At 68.7% G+C, this 20,622-nt stretch carries 21 protein-coding genes; 8 read left to right on the forward strand and 13 right to left on the reverse strand.

Features of this window, described 5'->3' with window-relative positions; genetic code table 11:
* Positions 1-18: 18 nt before the first annotated feature.
* Positions 19-432 (forward strand): DUF5319 domain-containing protein, encoded by a 414-nt coding sequence (locus A5780_RS15945; RefSeq protein WP_025347353.1) that lies wholly within the window; start codon positions 19-21, stop codon positions 430-432.
* Between the two features lie 168 nt (positions 433-600).
* Here the strand turns inward: A5780_RS15945 and A5780_RS15950 are convergent, their stop codons facing one another.
* The 3 genes from A5780_RS15950 to A5780_RS15960 all read right to left on the reverse strand — a co-directional run bounded on the left by A5780_RS15950 (position 601) and on the right by A5780_RS15960 (position 3,385).
* Positions 601-1,800, reverse strand: a complete 1,200-nt coding sequence (locus tag A5780_RS15950) for an anti-sigma-D factor RsdA (protein ID WP_082940783.1) — start codon at positions 1,798-1,800, stop codon at positions 601-603.
* The gene (locus A5780_RS15955) at positions 1,793-2,371 is read right to left on the reverse strand and encodes a sigma-70 family RNA polymerase sigma factor (protein WP_030513512.1); all 579 of its coding nucleotides are present in this window, start codon (positions 2,369-2,371) and stop codon (positions 1,793-1,795) included. The genes A5780_RS15950 and A5780_RS15955 overlap by 8 nt, the downstream gene beginning before the upstream one ends.
* Before the next feature lie 120 nt (positions 2,372-2,491).
* Positions 2,492-3,385 carry a hypothetical protein gene (locus A5780_RS15960; protein WP_231982971.1) on the reverse strand — a complete coding sequence of 298 codons (894 nt, stop codon included), beginning with the start codon at positions 3,383-3,385 and terminating at the stop codon, positions 2,492-2,494.
* Positions 3,386-4,031: 646 nt separating this feature from the next.
* On the opposite strand from A5780_RS15960, the gene A5780_RS15965 reads away from it, so the two are divergent.
* The 3 genes from A5780_RS15965 to A5780_RS15975 all read left to right on the forward strand — a co-directional run bounded on the left by A5780_RS15965 (position 4,032) and on the right by A5780_RS15975 (position 5,632).
* Positions 4,032-4,325, forward strand: coding sequence for a WhiB family transcriptional regulator (locus A5780_RS15965; RefSeq protein ID WP_030513510.1), 294 nt, complete (start codon positions 4,032-4,034; stop codon positions 4,323-4,325).
* A 421-nt stretch (positions 4,326-4,746) separates the two neighbouring features.
* Positions 4,747-5,322 carry a sigma-70 family RNA polymerase sigma factor gene (locus tag A5780_RS15970; RefSeq protein ID WP_063012702.1) on the forward strand — a complete coding sequence of 192 codons (576 nt, stop codon included), beginning with the start codon at positions 4,747-4,749 and terminating at the stop codon, positions 5,320-5,322.
* 1 nt (position 5,323) lies between these two features.
* A complete protein-coding gene (locus tag A5780_RS15975) occupies positions 5,324-5,632 on the forward strand; it encodes a hypothetical protein (RefSeq protein ID WP_227463192.1) in 309 nt (102 codons plus the stop codon).
* A 332-nt stretch (positions 5,633-5,964) separates the two neighbouring features.
* Here the strand turns inward: A5780_RS15975 and groL are convergent, their stop codons facing one another.
* Together groL and groES are read right to left on the reverse strand one after the other, a co-directional pair.
* Positions 5,965-7,572, reverse strand: a complete 1,608-nt coding sequence (gene groL / locus A5780_RS15980; protein WP_030513507.1) for a chaperonin GroEL — start codon at positions 7,570-7,572, stop codon at positions 5,965-5,967.
* A gap of 183 nt (positions 7,573-7,755) precedes the next feature.
* Positions 7,756-8,058 carry a co-chaperone GroES gene (gene groES, locus A5780_RS15985; protein ID WP_030513506.1) on the reverse strand — a complete coding sequence of 101 codons (303 nt, stop codon included), beginning with the start codon at positions 8,056-8,058 and terminating at the stop codon, positions 7,756-7,758.
* A 689-nt stretch (positions 8,059-8,747) separates the two neighbouring features.
* On the opposite strand from groES, the gene A5780_RS15990 reads away from it, so the two are divergent.
* Positions 8,748-10,331: an Hsp70 family protein gene (locus A5780_RS15990; protein ID WP_156769516.1), complete on the forward strand. Its 1,584-nt coding sequence runs from the start codon at positions 8,748-8,750 to the stop codon at positions 10,329-10,331.
* Between the two features lie 27 nt (positions 10,332-10,358).
* On the opposite strand, the gene tsaD is transcribed toward A5780_RS15990, so the two are convergent.
* The 6 genes from tsaD to alr form a co-directional block, all read right to left on the reverse strand.
* Positions 10,359-11,393 carry a tRNA (adenosine(37)-N6)-threonylcarbamoyltransferase complex transferase subunit TsaD gene (gene tsaD, locus A5780_RS15995; protein ID WP_030513504.1) on the reverse strand — a complete coding sequence of 345 codons (1,035 nt, stop codon included), beginning with the start codon at positions 11,391-11,393 and terminating at the stop codon, positions 10,359-10,361.
* On the reverse strand, positions 11,390-11,923 hold the full coding sequence (gene rimI, locus A5780_RS16000) for a ribosomal protein S18-alanine N-acetyltransferase (protein WP_063012650.1): 534 nt from the start codon (positions 11,921-11,923) through the stop codon (positions 11,390-11,392). Before rimI ends, tsaD begins: the two co-directional genes overlap by 4 nt.
* Positions 11,920-12,609 (reverse strand): tRNA (adenosine(37)-N6)-threonylcarbamoyltransferase complex dimerization subunit type 1 TsaB, encoded by a 690-nt coding sequence (gene tsaB / locus A5780_RS16005; RefSeq protein WP_063012648.1) that lies wholly within the window; start codon positions 12,607-12,609, stop codon positions 11,920-11,922. The genes rimI and tsaB overlap by 4 nt, the downstream gene beginning before the upstream one ends.
* A gap of 269 nt (positions 12,610-12,878) precedes the next feature.
* Positions 12,879-13,364: a tRNA (adenosine(37)-N6)-threonylcarbamoyltransferase complex ATPase subunit type 1 TsaE gene (gene tsaE, locus A5780_RS16010; RefSeq protein WP_063012646.1), complete on the reverse strand. Its 486-nt coding sequence runs from the start codon at positions 13,362-13,364 to the stop codon at positions 12,879-12,881.
* Positions 13,357-14,487, reverse strand: coding sequence for an alpha/beta fold hydrolase (locus A5780_RS16015; RefSeq protein ID WP_064908834.1), 1,131 nt, complete (start codon positions 14,485-14,487; stop codon positions 13,357-13,359). The genes tsaE and A5780_RS16015 overlap by 8 nt, the downstream gene beginning before the upstream one ends.
* Complete coding sequence (gene alr, locus A5780_RS16020) at positions 14,487-15,629, reverse strand: alanine racemase (RefSeq protein WP_227463193.1); 1,143 nt, start codon at positions 15,627-15,629, stop codon at positions 14,487-14,489. Before alr ends, A5780_RS16015 begins: the two co-directional genes overlap by 1 nt.
* Before the next feature lie 161 nt (positions 15,630-15,790).
* Between alr and A5780_RS16025 the strand changes: the two genes are divergently transcribed.
* Positions 15,791-16,609 carry an SDR family oxidoreductase gene (locus A5780_RS16025; protein WP_064908835.1) on the forward strand — a complete coding sequence of 273 codons (819 nt, stop codon included), beginning with the start codon at positions 15,791-15,793 and terminating at the stop codon, positions 16,607-16,609.
* Positions 16,610-16,699: 90 nt separating this feature from the next.
* Here A5780_RS16025 and A5780_RS16030 read toward each other — a convergent pair whose 3' ends face one another.
* The gene (locus A5780_RS16030; protein ID WP_064908841.1) at positions 16,700-18,184 is read right to left on the reverse strand and encodes an NAD(P)H-hydrate dehydratase; all 1,485 of its coding nucleotides are present in this window, start codon (positions 18,182-18,184) and stop codon (positions 16,700-16,702) included.
* Between the two features lie 187 nt (positions 18,185-18,371).
* On the opposite strand from A5780_RS16030, the gene A5780_RS16035 reads away from it, so the two are divergent.
* Entirely contained in the window at positions 18,372-18,803 is a 432-nt protein-coding gene (locus tag A5780_RS16035) for a plastocyanin/azurin family copper-binding protein (protein ID WP_063012638.1), read from the forward strand.
* Here A5780_RS16035 and A5780_RS16040 read toward each other — a convergent pair.
* Entirely contained in the window at positions 18,790-19,281 is a 492-nt protein-coding gene (locus tag A5780_RS16040; RefSeq protein ID WP_051755315.1) for a MarR family winged helix-turn-helix transcriptional regulator, read from the reverse strand. The two genes, A5780_RS16035 and A5780_RS16040, sit on opposite strands and share 14 nt — an antisense overlap.
* Positions 19,282-19,416: 135 nt before the next feature.
* Between A5780_RS16040 and A5780_RS16045 the strand changes: the two genes are divergently transcribed.
* Positions 19,417-20,607, forward strand: coding sequence for an MFS transporter (locus A5780_RS16045; protein WP_064901763.1), 1,191 nt, complete (start codon positions 19,417-19,419; stop codon positions 20,605-20,607).
* Positions 20,608-20,622 lie beyond the last annotated feature (15 nt).

A 20,622-nucleotide genomic window follows, 5' to 3' on the forward strand; every position in this document is an offset into this window, starting at 1 on the left:
TCTGCGTACCGTGGGATTGTGCGTGACCATCTACCACCTGGCCTGCCGCCGGACCCCTTCGCCGGAGATCCCTCCGACCCGTCGGCCGCGCTCGATGCCATTGAGCCTGGGGAGCCGCTGGACCCCCATGAGCGCCTAGCGGTCGAAGAGGATCTCGCCGATCTCGCGGTGTACGAGGCGCTACTGTCCCACCGGGGCATCCGCGGTCTCGTGGTGAGCTGTGAGGATTGCCGGCAGGACCACTACCACGATTGGGACATGCTGCGCGCCAACCTGCTGCAACTGCTGGTCGACGGCACGGTCCGCCCGCACGAGCCCGCATACGATCCGACGCCGGAGGCCTACGTGACGTGGGACTACTGCCGCGGATATGCGGATGCCTCGATGAACGAAGCCCTGCACGGCGACGGATTCGACGGTTTCGACGCCTGACCCCTCAGCCGCGTAGCGCTCGGCTCGGCACAGCCGCGCGCGCTTTCGGCGTGTGAATTTCCACACTTCCGCCGCGACGTACCGCGCGCACTTCCCCCTGAAAACCCCTGAAAAACACGAATCCGACCGCCGGGATCGGCGATCGGTTCTCGTATTGAATATGTGGTTCTAGTTGATGCCGGTGTGCAATCCCCCACCGGCCGGCGGCACGACCACCGTCGGCACCGAGGGCACCGACGGATGGACCGGGGCCACCGTCTGCTGCGGCTGCGTCGGCGGGACCACCGCCCCTCCGCCGATGGTGGTCGGCGGATTGGCGGTGGGCTGGTTCGTCGGCGGCTGTTCGTGTGTGGGTGGCTGTTCGTTGGTCGGCGGCTGCTGCTGAGTCGGCGGCTGGTTCGTCGGCGGCTCGGCAGTCGTCGGCGGTTGCTGCTGCTGGTTCGTCGGCGGCTTGGAACCACTTCCCGGCTCGGTGCCCGGCGTTCCCGGTCCGGAACCGCTCGCACCGGTTTCGGGCGCGGTCTGGCTGCGCATGATCTCCGGGCCCGGGGTGCTCGGCTTGGAGCCGGTGCTCTCGTGCTGCCCTGGATTGGCAGACTGTCCCGGCGTCGTCGGCGCGACCACTGTCGGGGTGGCCGGCGTCGTATTCGCCTTCGGCTCCAGCGACTCCAGCGCGGCGGCCACCTCGGGTGCGGTGGTCTTCAGCTGATCCAGCATGTGCTGCCAGCGCACCTGCAGATCCTGCTTGCGCGAGTTGTCGTCGACCTGAGTCGTGTTGGTGGAAGCGCTCTCCAACAGTGCCTTGGCCTGTTCGGGGTGTCCCTGGTCGATCAGCGCCTGCGCCTTGGTCATATCGTCGTCGGCGCGCTGGGCGATCGTGGTCTGCGCCTGCTGGCTGAACACGACCTCCTTCACCCGCCACAACGGATCACCCGGCTGCGCGCCGTAGGAGAAGGCCGTCGTCCCGCCGGCGATCACCGCGACCGCGGCCGCGGCGCCCATCAGCGGACGTACCAATCGCAATCTGCCGCGGCGATGGGCGTTGACCCTCGCCTCCCGCGCTCCGATCTCCTGGTTGACGGCCGCTACCACGGCGTCCAGATCGGGACCGGCCGGCATCGGAGTGTCGACGATATCGGCTCGCCAATTCGCGAGCAGGCTCGCGAGTTGATACTCCTCGGCACTGTCGGTCGCTACGGGACCGTCGCCTGCGATGGCGTCGATCAGCGCATCGTCGCGTCGGACCGCTGCGATATCCACCGGCCCGGCGTCACCGGACTCCCCGGATGCCTCGGCATAGGGACCGCTGTTCGGCGATCCAAGCCGCGCCTTCCAGTCGCCCCGACCGCGCTCGCCATCCCTAGCCATACATTTCACCTGCCCTCGCCACTTGTGACTTGAGTTTCGCGAGCGCCCGATGCTGAGCCACTCGTATAGCTCCCGCCGTACTGCCCACGGCGACAGCAGTTTCTTCTGCTGACAAACCCATGACCAAACGCAGGATCAGGATCTCTCGATGCTTCTCCGGTAGCGTGGCCAGCAGACTGTTCATCTGCCGGCTCGTTTCGGATTCGAGAGCGCGCTGCTCCGGCCCCTGGTCGGTGGATATGACATCTGGTACTTCGGCCATCGCGTCCGCCTTGTTACGGGCGGCGTTGCGATGTGCGTCGGCGACCTTGTGCGAGGCGATTCCGTACACGAAAGCCATGAACGGCCGCCCCTGGTCCTGGTAACGCGGCAGGGCGGTCATCACAGCCAAGCAGACCTCCTGCGCCACGTCGTCCGCGGAGAGCTGCCCACGCTCCGCGGAACCGATCCGCGCACGGCAATAACGAACTACCAGCGGGCGGATGATTTCCAGTACCTGGGCTAAAGCCGAACGGTCGCCCTGAGCTGCAGCAGCTACGGCGGCGTCCAACTCCTCGCCCGAGTGCGTCATCGTCAGAGATATTCCTGGCGTTACAAGTGGCACGGCCGGATTTCGACCGGTGCTTCCACCGGTCGGTGGAACGAAACCAACAATAGCGGCTCAGCTATGTGAGTCGGACAACATGGGGGATCACTGCTCCCCGATTTCCGTCCCGATCCGCAGCCGACCGCCCCGACCAGCCAGAATGCTCGCGAACACAGCGGCTTCGGCTGCCGCGCGGCGGGCCTCGGCCGGCTCGCACACCCCCGACCGCAACATCGCGGCGGCCCAGCGCAGCGGCAGCAATCCATGTGCGGCGCAGAGGGAATCGACCAGCTCGGCACCGGCGCGACTGCGATCGATGTCACCCTCGGCCGCCGCCGCGGCGGCCAGCAGTAGCCGCGACTTCACTTGATGCCGAACCGATCCCATCCGCTCAGCCGCGGCGACAGCCGCCTCGGCGTGCGTCGACGCCGGCTCGGCGACCAGTCCCAGACCGGGTGCGGCGAGGGCGGTTTCGGCGCTGACCCAGTGCCAGCGCACCAGTGTCCGCAGGTCCGTGGGCGCGCGATCCAGTTCGCCGCGACAGCGCCGCAGCAACCGCGCGGACACCTGCGGCTGCCCGGTACCGAGTGCGTCCGCGGCCAATCCGGTCAGCGCGTCGCAGACCGCCGCAGCGCGCATCGGATCGGCGGCACCCACCACCGGCAGGTTCGCGACCAGCGCCGCTGCGCGTCCGTCCAGGATCGCGGCGCGCGCGTGCCAGCCGAGTTGACGGAGCAGCGACGCCTCGGTGGAGGCCACGAGCGAGCGGAATACCGGATCCCTGGTCAACCGGGCGGCCCGGAGCAATTCGGTGCGCGCGGCCGCATACCACCCCCGACCACCGAGGACGATTGCCCGCAACCGGGTTCCGGCGGGATCGGCGGCGACGGGCAGATCCGCGAGCGCGATGCCGGGGCGGCCGCCGAACGCCGCGTCGGCCAGTACGGCGGCGGGCCCGGGGTCCAGCAACCCGCGCACTCCCGGGGACAAATCCAACACCAGCGCACCTTATCCGGAGGCGGCCCGCGCTCCGCACCGCATACGGGCTATTTCTCAGCGAAAAGCGGAGGCGCCGTGTTTCCATCAGGTAAATCTGCAACGAGCTAACCGCCGGCGCACCGAAGCAGAATTCGCACGCTTTTCGGATTATTAACCTGCGCGCCCCGACGCGGCCATCCGGACTTCTTCCGCGCGCACGAGGCCAGTGTGCCGCATCACATATCACACTCCCCAGCGTTGGCAAGTACGACAGATCTTTTCTTCTGCTAAACACCCTGTGAACTGGGAAAACGCGGGAATCTACGGACACGTCGCAATACTCGCGAAACAAGTCAACCGGTCAGTATCGCTTTCCCGGTCCGGAAAGTAAACAGTGCGTAGGTTAAATCTGAGATCTGCCGGAATTGCGATCACTGTCGACGTATCTATTGACGTGATTTCACTGCGCGACCTAACGTACTTCATCGCCGTCGTCGGCGCCGCGCGAAATTGCGGCGACCGCGTACTGCGATCGCCGGAGATCGGCGATACGGTCCGAGCCCGATCTCGGCAAGGTCACTGTCGCCCCCGCCCAGGGTCCGGACAGACCGCTGCTGACAAGCACCGCTCGACAACGCCGACGAGCTCGCACCATGAGGAGTTCACCATGCCCATGCCCACCCACCTCCCCGGTCCCAACGCCGACATCTGGGATTGGCAGATGCGCGGCTCGTGCCGCGGTGTGGACTCCTCCGTCTTCTTCCATCCCGACGGCGAGCGCGGCCGCGCGCGCACCCAGCGGGAGTTGCGCGCCAAGGAGATCTGCCGGACCTGCCCGGTGCTCATGCAGTGCCGCAGCCACGCCCTGAAGGTCAGTGAGCCGTACGGCATCTGGGGCGGCATGTCGGAGACCGAACGCGAGCTCCACGCCCGGCGCAACCGCCGCCGGATGGCCGTCTGACCGGCGCTCGCGAAATTCGGTCGCACCCGACCGATCCGAACCAGCTGGGGCGCCGAATACCTAGCAAACACCCGGCCACTGAACGTGGCCGGCGACACCGGTACAGGCGCAGGTTCTCGGCCACCGCCGATTCGCCTGCCGCATGTTGACCAACGGCCGCACCCAAGCCCCAGCGTTTCGCGAAAGTCATCGGCGTGTCACGGCGTGTCTCCGCACACTCCTCGGCGTGTCGTCTTACGCGCGAAATCCGCTGGGCCACAGGTGCGTTGCCCGACGCACCCCACCTGAAAGGAGGTCATAGCGACGCGCTACGGTAGTGACCGATGACACAGAATGGAGCGTTGTGACAACGCGGCCGCCGGCCGCAGAGGACGACTCGTTCCAAGGATCCATCGGGGACGGTCGGGTGGCCACACCGAGTGTGGACTCTGCGATCACGGCACGCGCAAGCGAAAGTATCGAGCTGGCGGCACTTCTGGTGCGCTGCGGCCGGTCCGATCAGCAAGCATTCGCCGAGCTGTACGACCGCACGTGCGCCCGGGTATTCGGACTGGTGCTGCGTGTCCTCCACGATTCCGGTTACGCGGAGGAGACGACCCAGGAGGTCTACCTCCAGATCTGGCGCACCGCAGCCAATTTCGACCCGGCCAAGGGTTCGGCGGTGACCTGGCTGATGACGCTCGCGCATCGGCGCGCCGTCGACCGCGTCCGAGCCGAACAGGCGCACGCCCAGCGTGAGGTCACCTACGGCACCGCGACCCTCGGCCACGAATTCGACGAGGTCACCGAGGAAGTCGGCCGCCGACTCGAACAGCAGGCCGTACGCGAGAGCCTCGCCACCCTCACCGAAACCCAGCGCGAGGCCATCTCGCTGGCGTATTTCGGCGGCCGGACGTATGCCGAGGTGGCTGCCTACCTCGGAGTAGGGTTACCGACCGTCAAGTCCCGGATTCGGGACGGATTGACACGACTGAAAAAGAGTTTGGGAGTGACGTGAGATGAACGAGAGCCAGATCGATCTCGCGCATACGGTCGCGCTCGGATCGATCGGCGACGAGGACCAGCGCGCGGTGCAGGAGCTGTTCGACTCCGGCGACCCCGTACTGCGCGCGGACTTCGACACGGAAGTGCAACTGACCAGAGAAGCTCTTACCCTGTTCGCCTCGGCGTCGGCCGTCCAGCCACCCGCCACCCTCCGCACCCGGCTCCTGGCCGCGATCGCCGACGATCACGCCCCCGCCGCACGACACATTCGTCCCCCCGCGCACCGCAACGGTGAGGAAGCCGGTCCCACCTCTCTCAACTGAGCTCCGGCCTCAACCGAGCCTCGAGGTAGGCGCAAACGCTCCAGCGAGTATCCGCTCGCAGCCCCCTCACGAAAACGGCAACGGCCCGTTCACGTTCGAAACGTGAACGGGCCGTTGCGGTCACAAGGCTCCCGTCACCGAGACTCAGGCCCGACCCGATCTCACCGGGTTGCGGCCCGACCCAACCCCAACGGGTTGCGGCCCGGCTCGTCGATCGGTGCCCGTTGCGTACGCGACGAAGGAGCAAGCAACGGGTGCCGATCGACGAGCTCTAGGGGGCCACCGCGGCGGAGCCGCGAATTCGACACAGCCCCGCCGCCCGCTTCGATAACTCAGTGCGCGTGGCCGTGGTGGTTGTCGGCCTCGTCCTCGGCCGGCTTGTCGACCACGGCGCTCTCGGTGGTGAGCACCATGCGCGCCACGGAGGTGGCGTTGAGGACCGCGGAGCGGGTGACCTTGACCGGGTCGACGACGCCGTCGGTGATCAGGTCGCCGTAGGTCAGGGTGGCGGCGTTGAAGCCGTCCTTGCCCTCGCTGACCTTGCTGACCACGACCGCGCCGTCGATACCGGCGTTGGTGGCGATCCAGTACAGCGGCGCCCGCAGCGCCTGCCGCACGACCTCGACGCCGATGGCCTGGTCACCGGTCAGCGAGTCGCGCAGTTCGATCAGCTTGGTCGCCGCTTGCACCAGCGCGGTACCGCCACCGGAGACGATGCCCTCCTCGACCGCGGCCTTGGCCGCGCTGACCGCGTCCTCGACCCGGTACTTGCGCTCCTTGAGCGCGGTTTCGGTGGCCGCACCGACCTTGATGACCGCGACGCCGCCGGACAGCTTGGCCAGCCGCTCCTCCAGCTTCTCGCGGTCCCAGTCGGAGTCGGTGGCCTCGATCTCGCCGCGCAGCTGCGCGACGCGGGCGTCGATGGCCTCCTGGGTGCCGGCGCCGTCGACGATGGTGGTCTCGTCCTTGGTGACGACCACGCGGCGGGCGTGGCCGAGCAGGTCCAGACCGGCCTCGCGCAGGCTGATGCCCAGGTCGGGGTTGATCACGGTGCCACCGGTGACGACGGCCAGGTCGTCGAGGAACGCCTTGCGCCGGTCACCGAAGAACGGCGCCTTGACCGCGACGACCTTGAGGGTCTTGCGGATGGCGTTGACGACCAGGGTGGACAGCGCCTCGCCCTCGATGTCCTCGGCGATGATCAGCACCGGCTTGCCGGATTCGGCGATCTTTTCGAGCAGCGGCAGGAAGTCGGGCAGCGAGCTGATCTTCTCCCGGTGCAGCAGCACCTGGACGTCCTCGAGGACGGCTTCCTGCTTGTCGGGGTCGGTGACGAAGTAGCCCGACAGGTAGCCCTTGTCGAACTGCACGCCCTCGGTGATCTCCAGGTCGGTGCTGACCGTGGAGGATTCCTCGACGGTGACGACGCCGTCCTTGCCGACGGTGGTCAGGGCCTTGCCGACCATTTCGCCGATTTCCTCGTCGCGTGAGGAGACGGTGGCGACCTGGGCGATGGCCTTCTCGCCGGAGACCGGCTTCGCGGCGGCCAGCAGCGCCTCCGACACGACGTCGGCGGCCTTGCTCATGCCGGCGCCGAGGCCGATCGGGTTGGCGCCGGCGGCGAGGTTCTTGAGGCCGCCCTTGATGAGGGCCTGGGCCAGCACGGTGGCGGTGGTGGTGCCGTCGCCGGCGACGTCGTTGGTCTTGGTGGCGACGCTCTTGACCAGCTGCGCGCCGAGGTTCTCGAACGGATCCTCGAGGTCGATGTCGCGCGCGATGGTGACGCCGTCGTTGGTGACGGTGGGGCCGCCGAACGCCTTGGCCAGCACCACGTGCCGGCCGCGCGGGCCGAGGGTGACCTTGACGGCGTCGGCCAGCTTGTCGACGCCGCGTTCCATTGCCCGACGAGCCTTCTCGTCGAACTCGATCTGCTTTGCCATGGTTGAGATGTCCTTGGGGTGGGAGTGGTGGACGGGCCTGCGACGACCCGCGGCCTGGAGCAGCGACCTGGACGATCCCGGCCACAACGATCACTGCCCCGGCGCCCATGCGTGGGACACCGGGGCAGTGATCGTTACGGTGCGATCCGGATCGCGACGGCCGCGTGGGTCATCGGTCGGTCATCACTTGTCGACGACGGCCAGCAGGTCGCGCGCCGACAGGATCAGGTACTCCTCGCCGTTGTACTTGATCTCGGTGCCGCCGTACTTGCTGTAGATGACGACGTCGCCTTCCTTGACATCCAGCGGAATGCGCTTCTCGCCGTCCTCGTCCCACCGGCCGGGTCCTACGGCGACGACGGTGCCCTCCTGGGGCTTCTCCTTCGCCGTGTCGGGGATGACCAGGCCGGAGGCGGTCGTCGTCTCGGCCTCGTTGGCCTGGACGAGGATCTTGTCCTCGAGCGGCTTGATGTTCACGCTCGCCACGTTGAGCCCTCCACTTTCAGGGGATTCGGTCGTCCGGGGCTGTTCCCCGGACTCACGGTTTGGTCACGGTGTTGCTGCGGCGTTCGTGGAGCCTTACCACTACCGCCGTGCCGACCCTGCGCACAGCCCCGTCGTCGCGGGTGCCGGGACCCTTGCCCAAAGTCGAGCTGGCACCTGAGCACAACCAGTGCCGACTAGCACTCTATACACGAGAGTGCCAGCGCTCAAGGGTGGGCAGTGCTGACATCGCGACACGCCCGAGGGCGTGGCAATTGCTCCGAAAAATCTGTAACGTTCGGATAACGGATTGTGACAGTATGTAAGACGGTTCCGTGATCGGTCATGCCGTACGACAGTTGTGTCGTTACGGCGCGTCCATCGGCCGTAACCGTCACGCGATCCGTTGAGTACCACTGCTTCACCCATTCGCGCGACAACCTCGCGCACACCTGAGACGAGAACAAGACCGCACGTGATCGACGGCCGGTCCCGACCCTGAACACGGATCGCACCTGATGGGACCGAAAGCCTGACGGAATGGCGCCTCACCGGACCGCCCCCGACGGAGGAAGACCCGCCCCGATCCGCGCGCGGAGTATTCGCCGCACAGCGGATGCCCGTGATGTCCGTTCGAGATGGTCGGTTCCACCAAGGCCGTCCGCTCGACCAGCTCGAGAAGGGAGGTGAACATGCGAACATCCCTCGGTATCTCCGCCGGGAACGAGGTCGTCTGCTCGGCCGTCGTGACCACCACGCCCAACGGCGCCCAGAGCTTCGACTACCGCGTCGTGTCGGCGGATGTGGCACATTCCGATCCGGGTGATCTGGTCGCCTCGTCGATCGAGCTGATGACCACGCAGATGCCCCGCGACTACCTGCACCGGGTCGGCACGCACACGCCCGGCGCCTCGGCGCCCCAGACGCAGCCCGTCCCGGCCGGGGCCATCGCGGTCGCCTACCGCGATCGTGAGCAGGCGATGGCGATTCGCGCCGCGATCGGCAAGCAGCGCCGGGATGTGCAGCTCATCCCCGAAAGTACTGCGGCACTCACCTATTTGCGCGAGACCGGCCTCCTCGACCGCTACGAGACGGTGGCCGTGATCGACCTCGGCGCCTCCGGTACGACGGTCACCGTGGCCGATCTGGCCGACGACACCGTGCTGCGTTCGGAGCGCACCGAGACGATCAGTGGCGCCGCGGTGGACGAGCTGATCTATCACCATCTGCTGGACTGCCATTTCGCCCGCAGGGGCACCCGGCCCAACCGGACCATGCTGATCAACCGCAGCCGGGCCGCCAAGGAGCATCTGTCCATCGCCCCGGCGGTGACCATCGATCACGTCGCCGGGCAGCCGCTGAAGCTGACCCGCGCCGATTTCGGTGAACTGATCGCCGATCTGCTGCACGAGGCGGCCGACTACGCCCGCGCGGTCTTCGCACGAGCGCCGAAATCCCCGGAGGCAGTGGCGATCATCGGCGGCGGCGCCAATATCGCCTCGCTGGTCGAGGGACTCGACGCACTGCTCGACATTCCGGTGGTCTCGGTTCCGGAGCCGGAGGCGGTGACCGCGAAAGGCGCGGCGCTGGTGGCCGATTCGGCCCAGCCCTCGACCTTCTCCCCGATCGCGCTCGGTAGCGACGGATCGGCCGGAACCTTCACCAAACTGATCGGCACCCTCGTCGGTGCGGTCGTGGTGGTCGGTCTCGTGGTCGGCTACGGCGTCAAGGAACTCGTGCCGACGGCCCACCAGGATGTGACCCCGGCAGGGACGACCGGTACTCAGCTGACCACGTCGCCCACGTCGTCCCCGATGCCCACGGCTACATCGACGGACGGCACCGGGCAGAGCCGGACCGAGCGTCCGCCGACGAGCTCCACCCAGCCCGGCAGTTCGGCACCCGGCACATCGCCGGGCAGCTCGGTGCCGACCACCCATGCCGATCAGGTGCCGCCGATCACGCCGACGACCAGTGCGCCGGTCCTGCGGCCGGATCCGAATCTGCCGCAGATCCCGTTGCCCAACCTGCCGCATCTGCTCGGACCGCTGCTGGGAACCACCACGCCGCAACCGGTTACGCCCGAGACGACCACACCGGACAGTCCTACTCCGGGGGCCGCGCCGACCAAGCCGGGCAGTACCCGAATTCCGGTACCGCCGCACTCGAGTTCCGGGTCTGCGGAGACGGACCCGGCCCAGTCCGCCGAGCCGGGTGAATCCACTCCCTCCGGGCAGCCGACAGCGCCCAGCACAACCGTGCAGCCCCAGAACTGAGCCGGCGGAATCCTTTTCGGGACGGCCTCAGCGAATCTGGCTGGTGGACACCGAAAGACCTGGATCGGTCGCGACCGTCAACGGAGACGGTTCGGCGCCGCCCGCGATCACGTGGGCACCCAGGGTGGCGATCATGACGCCGTTGTCGGTACACAAGCGCGGCTTCGGCACCCGCAGGGTCAGACCGGCGGCCGCGCACCGCTCTTCGGCCATCGACCGGATCCGGGAGTTGGCGGTCGCGCCGCCACCGAGCACGAGCGTGTCCACACCGACATCCTGCGCCGCGCGCACGGCCTTCATGGTCAGCACATCGGCCACCGCCTCCTGGAACGAGGCCGCGATATCGGGGATCGGCAGTTCGGTCCCGTTGCGCTGGGCCGCCTCGACGTAGCGGGCGACGGCGGTCTTGAGACCGGAGAAGGAGAAGTCGTAGCGCGGATCACGCGGCCCGGTCATCCCGCGCGGGAATGCGATCGCGGCAGGATCACCGTGGACCGCAGCGGCATCGAGCGCCGGACCGCCCGGGAAGCCGAGGTCCAACAGCCGCGCCACCTTGTCGAACGCCTCGCCGGCGGCATCGTCGACGGTGCTGCCGAGTTCGACGATCGGCTCGGCCAGATCGGTCACGTGCAGCAGATGGGTGTGCCCGCCGGAGACCAGCAGGGCCACGCACGGCGGCATCGGTCCGTGTTCGAGAGTGTCGACGGCGACGTGCCCGCCGAGATGGTTCAACGCGTACAGGGGGATATCCCAGGCCGCCGCATAGGCTTTCGCGGCCGCCACGCCCACCAGCAGCGCACCGGCCAGGCCCGGTCCGATGGTGACCGCCAGCGCATCCGGCTTGGCGATGCCGGCCGTCGACAGCGCACGCCGCATGGCGGGCACGATGGCCTCGAGATGGGCACGCGAGGCGATCTCGGGAACCACGCCACCGAACCGCGCGTGCTGATCGACGCTGGAGGCGACCTCGTCGGCGAGTAGCTCGCAGGTGCCGTCCGGATGGCGGCGGACGATGCCGACACCGGTTTCGTCACAGGAACTTTCGACACCCAGGACGATCATGACAGGACCTCGGAGTCGTGGGCGCGCTCGACGCCCGGGTGCGGGAATCCGGTCATCGCCGGGCGGCGCATAGTGAACGCGTCGGCGCCGCTGGGCTGGTAGTAGCTCTTGCGCAGGCCGATGATGTGGAAGCCGTGCTTCTCGTAGAGCGCGATGGCCGGGGCATTGTCGGTGCGCACCTCGAGGAAGACGGGCCCACCGCGCCGGCCGGCCTCGGCCAGCAACGCACGCAACAGGGCGGTCCCGATGCCGCCGCGGTGCACATCCGGATCGACACCGATGGTGTGAATCTCGGCCTCGGGATGGTCGGGCGTGCCCAGCAGCGCGATGCCCGCGTACCCGAGCATGCGCCCCGCGTCGTCACGCGCCACCAGATAGCGATTGTGCGAACCGGCCAGCTCCGAGCGGAAGGCCACGTCCTGCCAGGGATCGTCCTCCGGGAACAGCAGCAGTTCCAATTCCACGCAGCGCGCGATATCGGCCGGGCCCATCGGTTCGATATGGACCACCGGCGAGGATTCGGTACTCATCGCACCGCCTGATAGCTGCGTTCGACCGCATCGGGACGGCGCAGATACAGCGGGACCAGCGGCTGCGGCGTCGCGCGCGCGAGGATGTCGTGGGCGGCACACCGCACCAGCCCCGCCGCCGACGGGGTCTCCACCGGCAGCACCGGAAGATCGAAAAAGTCCACGTGCGAGGGTGATCCGGCGATCGCGGTCGCGTCCCCGGAATCCAGATCGACCGGTTTGCACACACCGGGACCGTCGACGCGGCCGCCGCGGCGATACCGCGCCCAGTACACCTCGCGGCGGCGGGCGTCGGTCACCACGAGCAGTTCGGCGCCCGAGATCTCGTCCTGACCGGCCGGCACCTCGGGCCATGCCTCCGCGGCGATGGCGTCGAGACTGCAGACGCCGTGCACCGGCAGGCCCAGGGCGTCACCGAAGGCGGCGGCGGTCGCCATTCCCACCCGCAGGCCGGTGAACGGGCCGGGGCCGATACCCACCACGACCGCCCCGATATCGGTGCGCGTGCGGTCGGCCTCCTCGAGGCAGGCCAGAATCTGCGGGGTGAGCACCTCGTTGTGGGCGCGCGCGTCCACGGTCACCCGGGAGGCGAGAGTGCGGACCTGCGGCTGTGTGGCGGCCTGCTCCAGTTCCACCAGTCCTGCTGTAACGGCAGGCGTCGCGGTGTCGACAGCAAGTACAAGCATGATTGCCTCAACGATACCGGTTGGTCACCTCCTGTATGCCATCAGCGCCGTCGGCGTATTCGCATGTCGCAACCGCGGGGCAAACCGCTGCCGGCCGGATGTGCGCACGTCGTGACGAGGCGACCGCGTGGCGCTCGTCAACGACCAAGTGCCGCAACAACTGCCGGGGTGCCGGTGCGGAGGTCCGCGATCGGGGCCCGGGGGCCGGGCCGGATTCCGCGCTGCCGCGTATTCGCCCGCGGCGCATCGGTGGCGAGCATCACAACCGATCAGTACTGACCGACCCACTCCCAGGTGGCGGTGCGGGTCTCCGATTCCGCTTCCCGATGCAACCGCACCCGCAGATGACGGTCCGCGAGATGTTCGACGACGCCGAGGCCCCACTCGACGACCACCACCGCTTCGTGCAGATCGGCATCGAGATCCAGGGCGTCGAGCTCGTCGAGGTCACCGCCCAGCCGGTAGGCGTCGACATGCACCAGCGGTATCGATCCCGGCGCCGCGCCCGCGCGATGCTGCCGCGCGATGATGAAGGTCGGTGAGCTGACCCGTCCCTCGACCCCGAGCCCGGCCGCGATCCCCCGGGTAAGCGCGGTCTTCCCCGCGCCCAGCGGGCCGTCGAGCACCACCAGATCGCCGGGCCGCAGCTCGGCGGCCAGCTCCCGGCCCAGCGCCTCGGTATCGGCGACCGTGGGCAGTTCGCGGCTCTCGGCCTCGCCCTGTGCTTCCGGGGCTTGCTCGCGATGCTCAGCCATTGCTCGCCTCCCGCCCCGCGCCGTAGTCGACGGACGCGCCGCCGAATACGCCCGTGCGCAACAGCAATCGATCCAGCGCGGCATTGATCAGCTCGGGATATTGCAGATGCACCATATGCGCGGCGTCGGTGACCCGGATCAGATCGGCGTCCGGCAGCCGGGCGGCGAGTTCCCGCGAATTGCGGAACGGGATGATCAGGTCGTGGTCGCCGCCGACGACCAGCGCCGGCCGCGGCGCGAGCACCGGTAGCGCCGCCGATTCGTCGTGCACCTGCAGGGCTTCGAGAAATTTCACGATGGTCTCGACCGGTGTGCGATCGATCATCGAGGTGGTGAATCGCGACAGCGTGGGACTGACGTCGCCGTGGAACGAACTGACGTGCAGGACCGGGGTGATCAGCTGACGGGCCGTGACCCGTCCCGCCTGCACCAGCGCCGGGGAGGTGTGGGCGAGCACCCGGAACCCGTCGATCGCCGGACTGCGCAACAGCTGTGCCGCACCGGCGCGGGTCACCCCGGCCGCGGTGGTGGACAGCAGTGCGGAGGCCAGCACGCGGCGCTCGAACAATTGCGGATTCCGCGCGGCCGCCGCGAGAATCGCCATCCCACCCATGGAATGCCCCACCAGCACCAGCGGGCCGTCGGGCGCACAATCCTCGATCACCCGCAGCAGGTCGCGTCCCAGCTGTGGAACCGTGCAATTCGCAGTGCTCGACGTGCCGGAACTGCCGTGCCCGCGCAGATCGAAGAACACCATGCGGACCTGCGCGCCCCACTGCCTCGCGAGATCACGGCGCTGAAAGTGGAACGAGTGCATGCTGTTACAGAATCCGTGCACGAAAACGACGGTGGCAGCCGGGTTCTCGGCGCCGACGACGCGCGCGGCCAGCGGTACGCCGTCGTCGGCCACCACCCGGCGCGCGGGATCGCGGTCCAGCAAGGTGAAATCCTCGTCGCGCAGGTCGTCACCGCGAGCCGGCCAGGCGACGGCGGCGCCCATTCGCCGCAGGGCCTGCGCACCGGCCAGCGCGCCCAGCACACTCGCCGACGCCACCCCGCCACGCAGCAGTGTGGACCGTAACCGGCGCGCGCTCCGAAACTGATGTGCCCGTTCGGGTTCCATCACACCACCCCTGCCTGTCCGGTATAGCCTCGCACGACACGGCCGCGGGGGGAACACACGATCTCGTAGTGGATGGTGTTCATCAGTTCCGCCCACCGCTGGGCGTGCGGATCACCCGGGGCCCCGCCGAACAGCACCGCGCGATCCCCCTCCTGCACTCCCTGCCGGTTCTCGCCCAGATCCACGACCAGCTGATCCATGCACACCCGGCCGATGTTCGGATACTCCGCATCCCCGATCCGCAGCGCGATCCGACCACCCAGGCCGCGCGGCACGCCGTCGGCGTAACCGGCCGGAATCAGTGCCACCGTGGTGTCGTGCGGCGCGATCCACTCGTGCCCGTAGGACACGCCCTCGCCCTGCGCCACCCGTTTGACCAAGGCGACCCGGGCCCGGAAGGTCATGGCCGGGCGCAGGCCGAAGTCGGAGATCTCCGGAATCGGACTCAGGCCGTAGACGGCGATACCGGGCCGCACCATGTCGAACGCCAGATCGGGCCGGGTGAGCGTGGCCGCGGAGTTGGCCAGGTGCACCACCTCGGGCTGCAGCCCGTAGTCCTTGGCGAGAGCGATGGCCTCGACGAATCTGTCCCGCTGCGCGTCGATGACCGGATGCTGCGGCTGATCGGCGTGGGCAAGGTGGGAGAACATCGCCCGCAGATGCACCACGCGCTCGGCGACCAGCTCCTGCAGCAGGGTCAGCACGTGCGGATACTCCGTGGAGGAGACACCGTTGCGGTTCAGGCCGGTATCGAGCTTCAGCGTGACGGTCGCGGTGGTTCCGCTCGCCCGCGCCGCGCGCTCCACCGCCCGCAGGTGGGCGGTCGAGGAGACTCCGATCTCGATATCGGCGGCGATCGCGGCGGCGTAATCCGCGTCGGAGGTGTTGAGCCAGCTGAGGATGGGCGCGGTGATACCGGCCGCGCGCAACTCCAGCGCCTCGGGAATGGTGGTCACGCCGAGTTCGGCCGCGCCCGCGGCCAGTGCCGCCCGGCCGACCTGCACCGCTCCGTGGTTGTAGGCGTCGGCCTTCACCACCACCATCACCGCGGCATCGCCCGCGTGTTCGCGCAGTATCCGCACGTTGTGTGCGATGGCATCCAGATCGACGACGGTCTCCACCTGCGGATCAGCGCTACTCACGGCTACCGATCCTGCCACGCGGCGCGTCGCGCCCACCCGGCGCGCCCGGGTGATATCGGATCGAGCCGAAATCAACCCTTGCTTGGAGTGCACTCCAGCTCATTAGCGTGGTTCACGCGGGCACACGCCGCCCGCCACCACCCATCGACCAGAGGGGTTTCATGAGCAAGGTTTGGTTCATCACCGGCGTCTCGCGCGGATTCGGCCGCGAATGGGCTCTGGCGGCCCTCGAGCGCGGCGACCGGGTCGCCGGAACCGCGCGCAAGCTGGAGACACTCGACGACATCGTCGCCGCCTACCCCGACACCTTCCTGCCGCTGCAACTCGACGTCACCGACCGCGCGGGCGACTTCGCGGCGGTTGCGGAGGCCGCCGAGCGGTTCGGCCGCCTGGACGTCGTGGTCAACAACGCCGGGTACGGGCACTTCGGCATGATCGAGGAACTGACCGAAGAGGAGATCCGCGCTCAGCTCGAGACCAACGTCTTCGGGGCGCTGTGGGTCACCCAGGCGGCGCTGCCGATTCTGCGCGAGCAGGGCAGCGGCCACATCATCCAGGTGTCGAGCATCGGCGGGATCAGCGCCTTCCCGAATCTGGGCGCCTATCACGCGTCGAAGTGGGCGCTCGAGGGGTTCTCGCAGTCGCTGGCGCAGGAGGTCGACGGTTTCGGCATCCACGTCACATTGATCGAGCCGGGCGGGTTCAGCACCGATTGGGCCGGCCCGTCGTCGGTGCACAGCACGGAAAACCCCGCCTACGACGAGGTGCGGGCCGCGCGCACTCGGACCCGTTCGGCCCAGCAGCCCGGCGAGCCGACGGCTACGCGGGCGGCGATCCTGGCCGTGGTCGACGCCGACAAGCCGCCCTTGCGGCTGTTCCTGGGGACCGCACCGCTGCAGATCGCGACCGCCGACTACGAGTCGCGACTGTCGACCTGGCGCGAATGGGAGTCGGTCACGCTGGCCGCCCAGGGCGACTGACCGGGCACGTACCGGGAGGACGGGCTGCCGGCGCTTCGGTCCCGGCACCCGCCCGTCCACCGTGGTTCCGCCGCGGCGAAGATGGCGCGGTCAGAACGAATCGGCCGGCAGTCCGTCCGCGGCATCGGCGAGACCACGCAGGGTCCGCACCGCGGCTCGTAGGCGATGCAGCAGCGGAGTAGACGAAATAGGCGCTGCCGCATCACTGTCGGCATGGGCGGCGAGATTCGCGGCGAGGGCGTGGACACGCGCGGCGGCCGCCGCCGCCCACCCCGGGACCCGTCCCGCCGCCAGCAGTGCGCCGATGACGCCGGACAGTACGTCCCCGGCGCCCGCGGTGGCCGCCCAGGAACCACCCGCCTCGTTGACCAGCGTCGGCTCGCCGGGGGTGGCGACCAGCGTGGACCGCCCCTTCAGCAGGACCGTGACCTGCCACTTCTCGGCGAGTTCACGCACCGCCGCCACCCGGTCGGGGCCGAGTTCACGGCCGGTCAGACGCGCGAATTCGCCTGCGTGCGGTGTCAATACGGTCGGTGCGCCGCGACCGGTGACCAGCTCCGGCGTGGCGGCCAGCAGGGTCAACCCGTCGGCGTCGACCACCACGGGCAGATCGGTGGCCAGGACCTCCGACAGACGCTCGCGCGCGGCGTCGTCGGTACCCGCCCCCGGCCCGAACACCCAGGACTGCACCCGCCCGGTTCCGGAAATACTCTCGGCCGCAATGACTTCCGGGAATTGCGCGAGAACCTGTGCGGCTGCGGTTCCGGCGTAGCGGACCATGCCGGAGGTGGCGGCCACCGCGGCGCCGGTGCACAACACCGCGGCACCGGGATAGGTGTCGCTGCCGGCGTGGATGCCGGTGACACCCTGCGTGTATTTGTCGTCGCGCGGTCCGGGCACCGGCCAGTCGCGACCGATCGACACCGGCTCCAACGCGGCCAGCTGCGGCTCGGGCAGGCGTAACCCGATGGGAACCAGCTGAATTCGCCCACACCACGGCGCGGCCAGCGCGTGCACCGGTTTGTAGGAACCGAAGGTGACCGTCACCGCGGCCCGTACCGCCGGGCCGTCCACCGCACCGGTATTCGGATCGACACCGCTCGGCAGGTCGACGGCGACGATCGGTGCCTCGATCGCCGCTACCAACTCGGCGGCCCGGGGTCGCAGCGCACCCCGGCCGGAGATTCCGATGATGCCGTCGACCACCAGGTCCGGCGTGCCGAGCAGTTCCGCGGCCGATCCCGCCCCGGCCTCACGAATCCGCCCGCCCGCCCGGCGCAGCGCGGCGAGTCCTTCCGCATGCGCTCGCTCGGGCGACAACAGCACGGCCGTCACCGCCGCCCCGCGCCGGCGCAGCGCCGCGCCCGCCCAGAGCGCATCGCCGCCGTTGTCCCCCGATCCGACGAGCAGTGTCACGGACCGCCCGGCGACGCCGCCGGTCCGTTCCCGCAGTTCGGCCGCAACCACATTCGCCAATCCGTACGCGGCACGGCGCATCGGCACCCCCGCGGCGACCCGCTCGAACAGTTCGGCTTCGGCAGCTCGCACCTCGTCGACGGTGAAATATCCCCGCAGGGCCGGTGCCATCATTCGCCTCCTCGTAGGGATCGCACAGGGATCGCGCTCGAATCGGAACCTCCAGCAGATTACGCCCGGGATCTTCGGTTCCCGCATGCCCGCGGCTCCGCCGCCGGTGCGACGCGGCCGGATCGCACGCGGGTGCCGCGAACCGGATGCCACCATTCGGACTAGGCTCGTGATCATGGCCCACAGCACCGTACGCAGCCGCGCAGCGCGTCTCCTCCCGATCGCCGGAGCGCTGGTGGCTGCCGTGCTGATCGCCGGATGTGGTTCGAACACAACGACATCCACTCCCACGACCACGACCGCGGCCACGCCGCCGGGTACCGCGGCTGCCTCGCCGACCGTGGCCCAACCGGCCTCGGTCACCGTGCGCGTCGAGGATATGAAGTTCTCCCCCGACGCCGTCACGGTCCAGGCGGGCGACACCGTCACCTGGAAGTTCTCCGACAAGGTGCCGCATGCCGTGCAGGGCATCGGCGATGCGGCGATGGGCATCAACAGCCCGATTTTCACCGGCGGCGAGTGGAGCCATACCTTCGCCGTGCCCGGCGTCTACCGCTACCTGTGCCCGCTGCATCCCGAAATGCGCGGCACCGTCACGGTGCGGTAGTCGCGACGCCGTCTCCTACCCGCATCTCGCGGCGGTTCAACGCCTCCACGGCCGTCACCAGTGGGGCCAGTTCGGGATCGGCCGCGGCCTCGCGAAGCGCCTGCGACAGGGCGGCGTCGTTGGTGGGCCGCGCCTGTTCGAGGAGGGCAAGACCAGCGGGGGTGACGTCGGTATAGATGCCCCGGCGGTCGTCCGGGCACAGATAACGCTGCAGGAGACCGCGGTCCTCGAGCCGGGTCACCAGCCGCGTGGTCGCGCTCTGACTCAGCGCCACCGAGTCGGCGACCTGGTTCATCCGCAGATGGCCACCGGGCCCGTCGTGTTGGCGGCTGAGCACAGTGAGAAGTGAGTATTCGCGCACGCTGAGCTCGTGGCCGGCCTGCAGGGCGCGTTCGATCCGTGCCTCGATCCGGTCGTGCAGCACCGAGAGCGCATACCAGCCATCCGCCAATCCGGTCAGCGCGGCTTCCGCGGTCATCGGCCCTCCTCATGTCGTCGCCGTCCCCAGGATAACGCGCTCCCGCAATAGCAAGCGTTTGCAATTAACACGCGTATGCAATTATTGTCGACGCCTGTAACGCTCGTCTACAACACCGTGTGGAGGCCTGCACCCATGCCACTCGCACTTCTCGCCCTCACCCTCGGCGCATTCGCCATCGGGACGACCGAATTCATCGTGGTCGGATTGCTGCCCGGGGTCGCGGACAGTTACGCGGTATCGATCCCGACCGCCGGTTGGCTGGTCACCGGCTACGCCCTCGGCGTGCTCGTCGGTGCGCCGGTGATGACCGGACTCGGCACGCGTGTATCCCGCAAGCGCATGCTGCTGATCAGCCTGTTGCTGTTGATCGCCGGCAACGCATTGTCCGCTGCCGCACCGACTTTCGGCCTGATGCTGACCGGCCGCATCATCGCCTCACTGGCGCACGGCGCCTTCTTCGGCATCGGGGCGGTGGTCGCCGGATCGCTCGTCGCCCCGGACCGACGCGCCGGTGCGATCGCCATGATGTTCACCGGGCTCACCGTCGCGACCGTGGTCGGCGTTCCGCTGAGCACTCTGCTGGGGCAGCATTTCGGTTGGCGGCTCGCCTTCGCGCTGGTCGCCGCCGTCGGCGCGCTCGCCTTCGCCGGAGTGCTGGCGCTGGTGCCCGATCGGCCGGCACCGCGCGACGCCCGGTTCACCCGGGAGCTGGCGGTCCTGCGCAATCCGCAGGTACTGCTCGCGATGGCGATGACCGTGCTCGGCTTCGGCGGTGTCTTCGCCGCCATCACCTACCTCGCGCCGATGATGACCGAGGTCACCGGATTCGCCGAAACCTCGGTCACCTGGATCATGGTGTTGTTCGGCCTCGGATTCCTGATCGGCAATCTGGTCGGCGGCCGTTACGCCGATCGCCATCTGCTGCCGATGCTCTACATCACGCTGGCGGCGCTGGCCGTCGTCCTGGCCCTGTTCACGCTCACCGCGCACAACAAGGTCGCGGCGGCGATCACCGTCGTCCTGATCGGAGCGCTGGGCTTCGCCACCGTGCCGCCGCTGCAGAAGCGGGTCCTCGATCAGGCCGCCGCGGCGCCGACGCTGGCCTCCGCGCTGAATATCGGGGCCTTCAATCTGGGCAACGCGCTCGCCGCATGGCTCGGCGGATCGGTCATCGCCGCGGGTTTCGGTTACACGAGCTCCAGCTGGGTCGGCGTGGTCCTGGCCACGAGCGCACTCGGCTCGGCCGTCTGGTCGGGCGCACTGGAACGTCGCACGACACGCTCCAGCACGGCACCCGAAGAGCTTGTGGCAGTGGGAGATTGACCGGCGCGCCCGCCG

This window comes from Nocardia sp. 852002-20019_SCH5090214, assembly GCF_001665865.1.
Classification (GTDB): Bacteria; Actinomycetota; Actinomycetes; order Mycobacteriales; family Mycobacteriaceae; genus Nocardia; species Nocardia nova.

Coding starts and splice junctions, on each gene's coding strand:
- A5780_RS15955 (WP_030513512.1), bottom strand. CDS start 2,371: ATGACGCACTCGGGCGAGGAGTTGGACGCCGCCGTAGCTGCTGCAGCT.
- tsaD (WP_030513504.1), bottom strand. CDS start 11,393: ATGATCGTCCTGGGTGTCGAAAGTTCCTGTGACGAAACCGGTGTCGGC.
- A5780_RS16025 (WP_064908835.1), top strand. CDS start 15,791: ATGAGCAAGGTTTGGTTCATCACCGGCGTCTCGCGCGGATTCGGCCGC.
- rimI (WP_063012650.1), bottom strand. CDS start 11,923: ATGAGTACCGAATCCTCGCCGGTGGTCCATATCGAACCGATGGGCCCG.
- A5780_RS16045 (WP_064901763.1), top strand. CDS start 19,417: ATGCCACTCGCACTTCTCGCCCTCACCCTCGGCGCATTCGCCATCGGG.
- A5780_RS16035 (WP_063012638.1), top strand. CDS start 18,372: ATGGCCCACAGCACCGTACGCAGCCGCGCAGCGCGTCTCCTCCCGATC.
- A5780_RS15975 (WP_227463192.1), top strand. CDS start 5,324: ATGAACGAGAGCCAGATCGATCTCGCGCATACGGTCGCGCTCGGATCG.
- A5780_RS16015 (WP_064908834.1), bottom strand. CDS start 14,487: ATGGAACCCGAACGGGCACATCAGTTTCGGAGCGCGCGCCGGTTACGG.
- tsaB (WP_063012648.1), bottom strand. CDS start 12,609: ATGCTTGTACTTGCTGTCGACACCGCGACGCCTGCCGTTACAGCAGGA.
- A5780_RS15965 (WP_030513510.1), top strand. CDS start 4,032: ATGCCCATGCCCACCCACCTCCCCGGTCCCAACGCCGACATCTGGGAT.
- A5780_RS15950 (WP_082940783.1), bottom strand. CDS start 1,800: ATGGCTAGGGATGGCGAGCGCGGTCGGGGCGACTGGAAGGCGCGGCTT.
- A5780_RS16040 (WP_051755315.1), bottom strand. CDS start 19,281: ATGACCGCGGAAGCCGCGCTGACCGGATTGGCGGATGGCTGGTATGCG.
- groL (WP_030513507.1), bottom strand. CDS start 7,572: ATGGCAAAGCAGATCGAGTTCGACGAGAAGGCTCGTCGGGCAATGGAA.
- A5780_RS15990 (WP_156769516.1), top strand. CDS start 8,748: ATGCGAACATCCCTCGGTATCTCCGCCGGGAACGAGGTCGTCTGCTCG.
- tsaE (WP_063012646.1), bottom strand. CDS start 13,364: ATGGCTGAGCATCGCGAGCAAGCCCCGGAAGCACAGGGCGAGGCCGAG.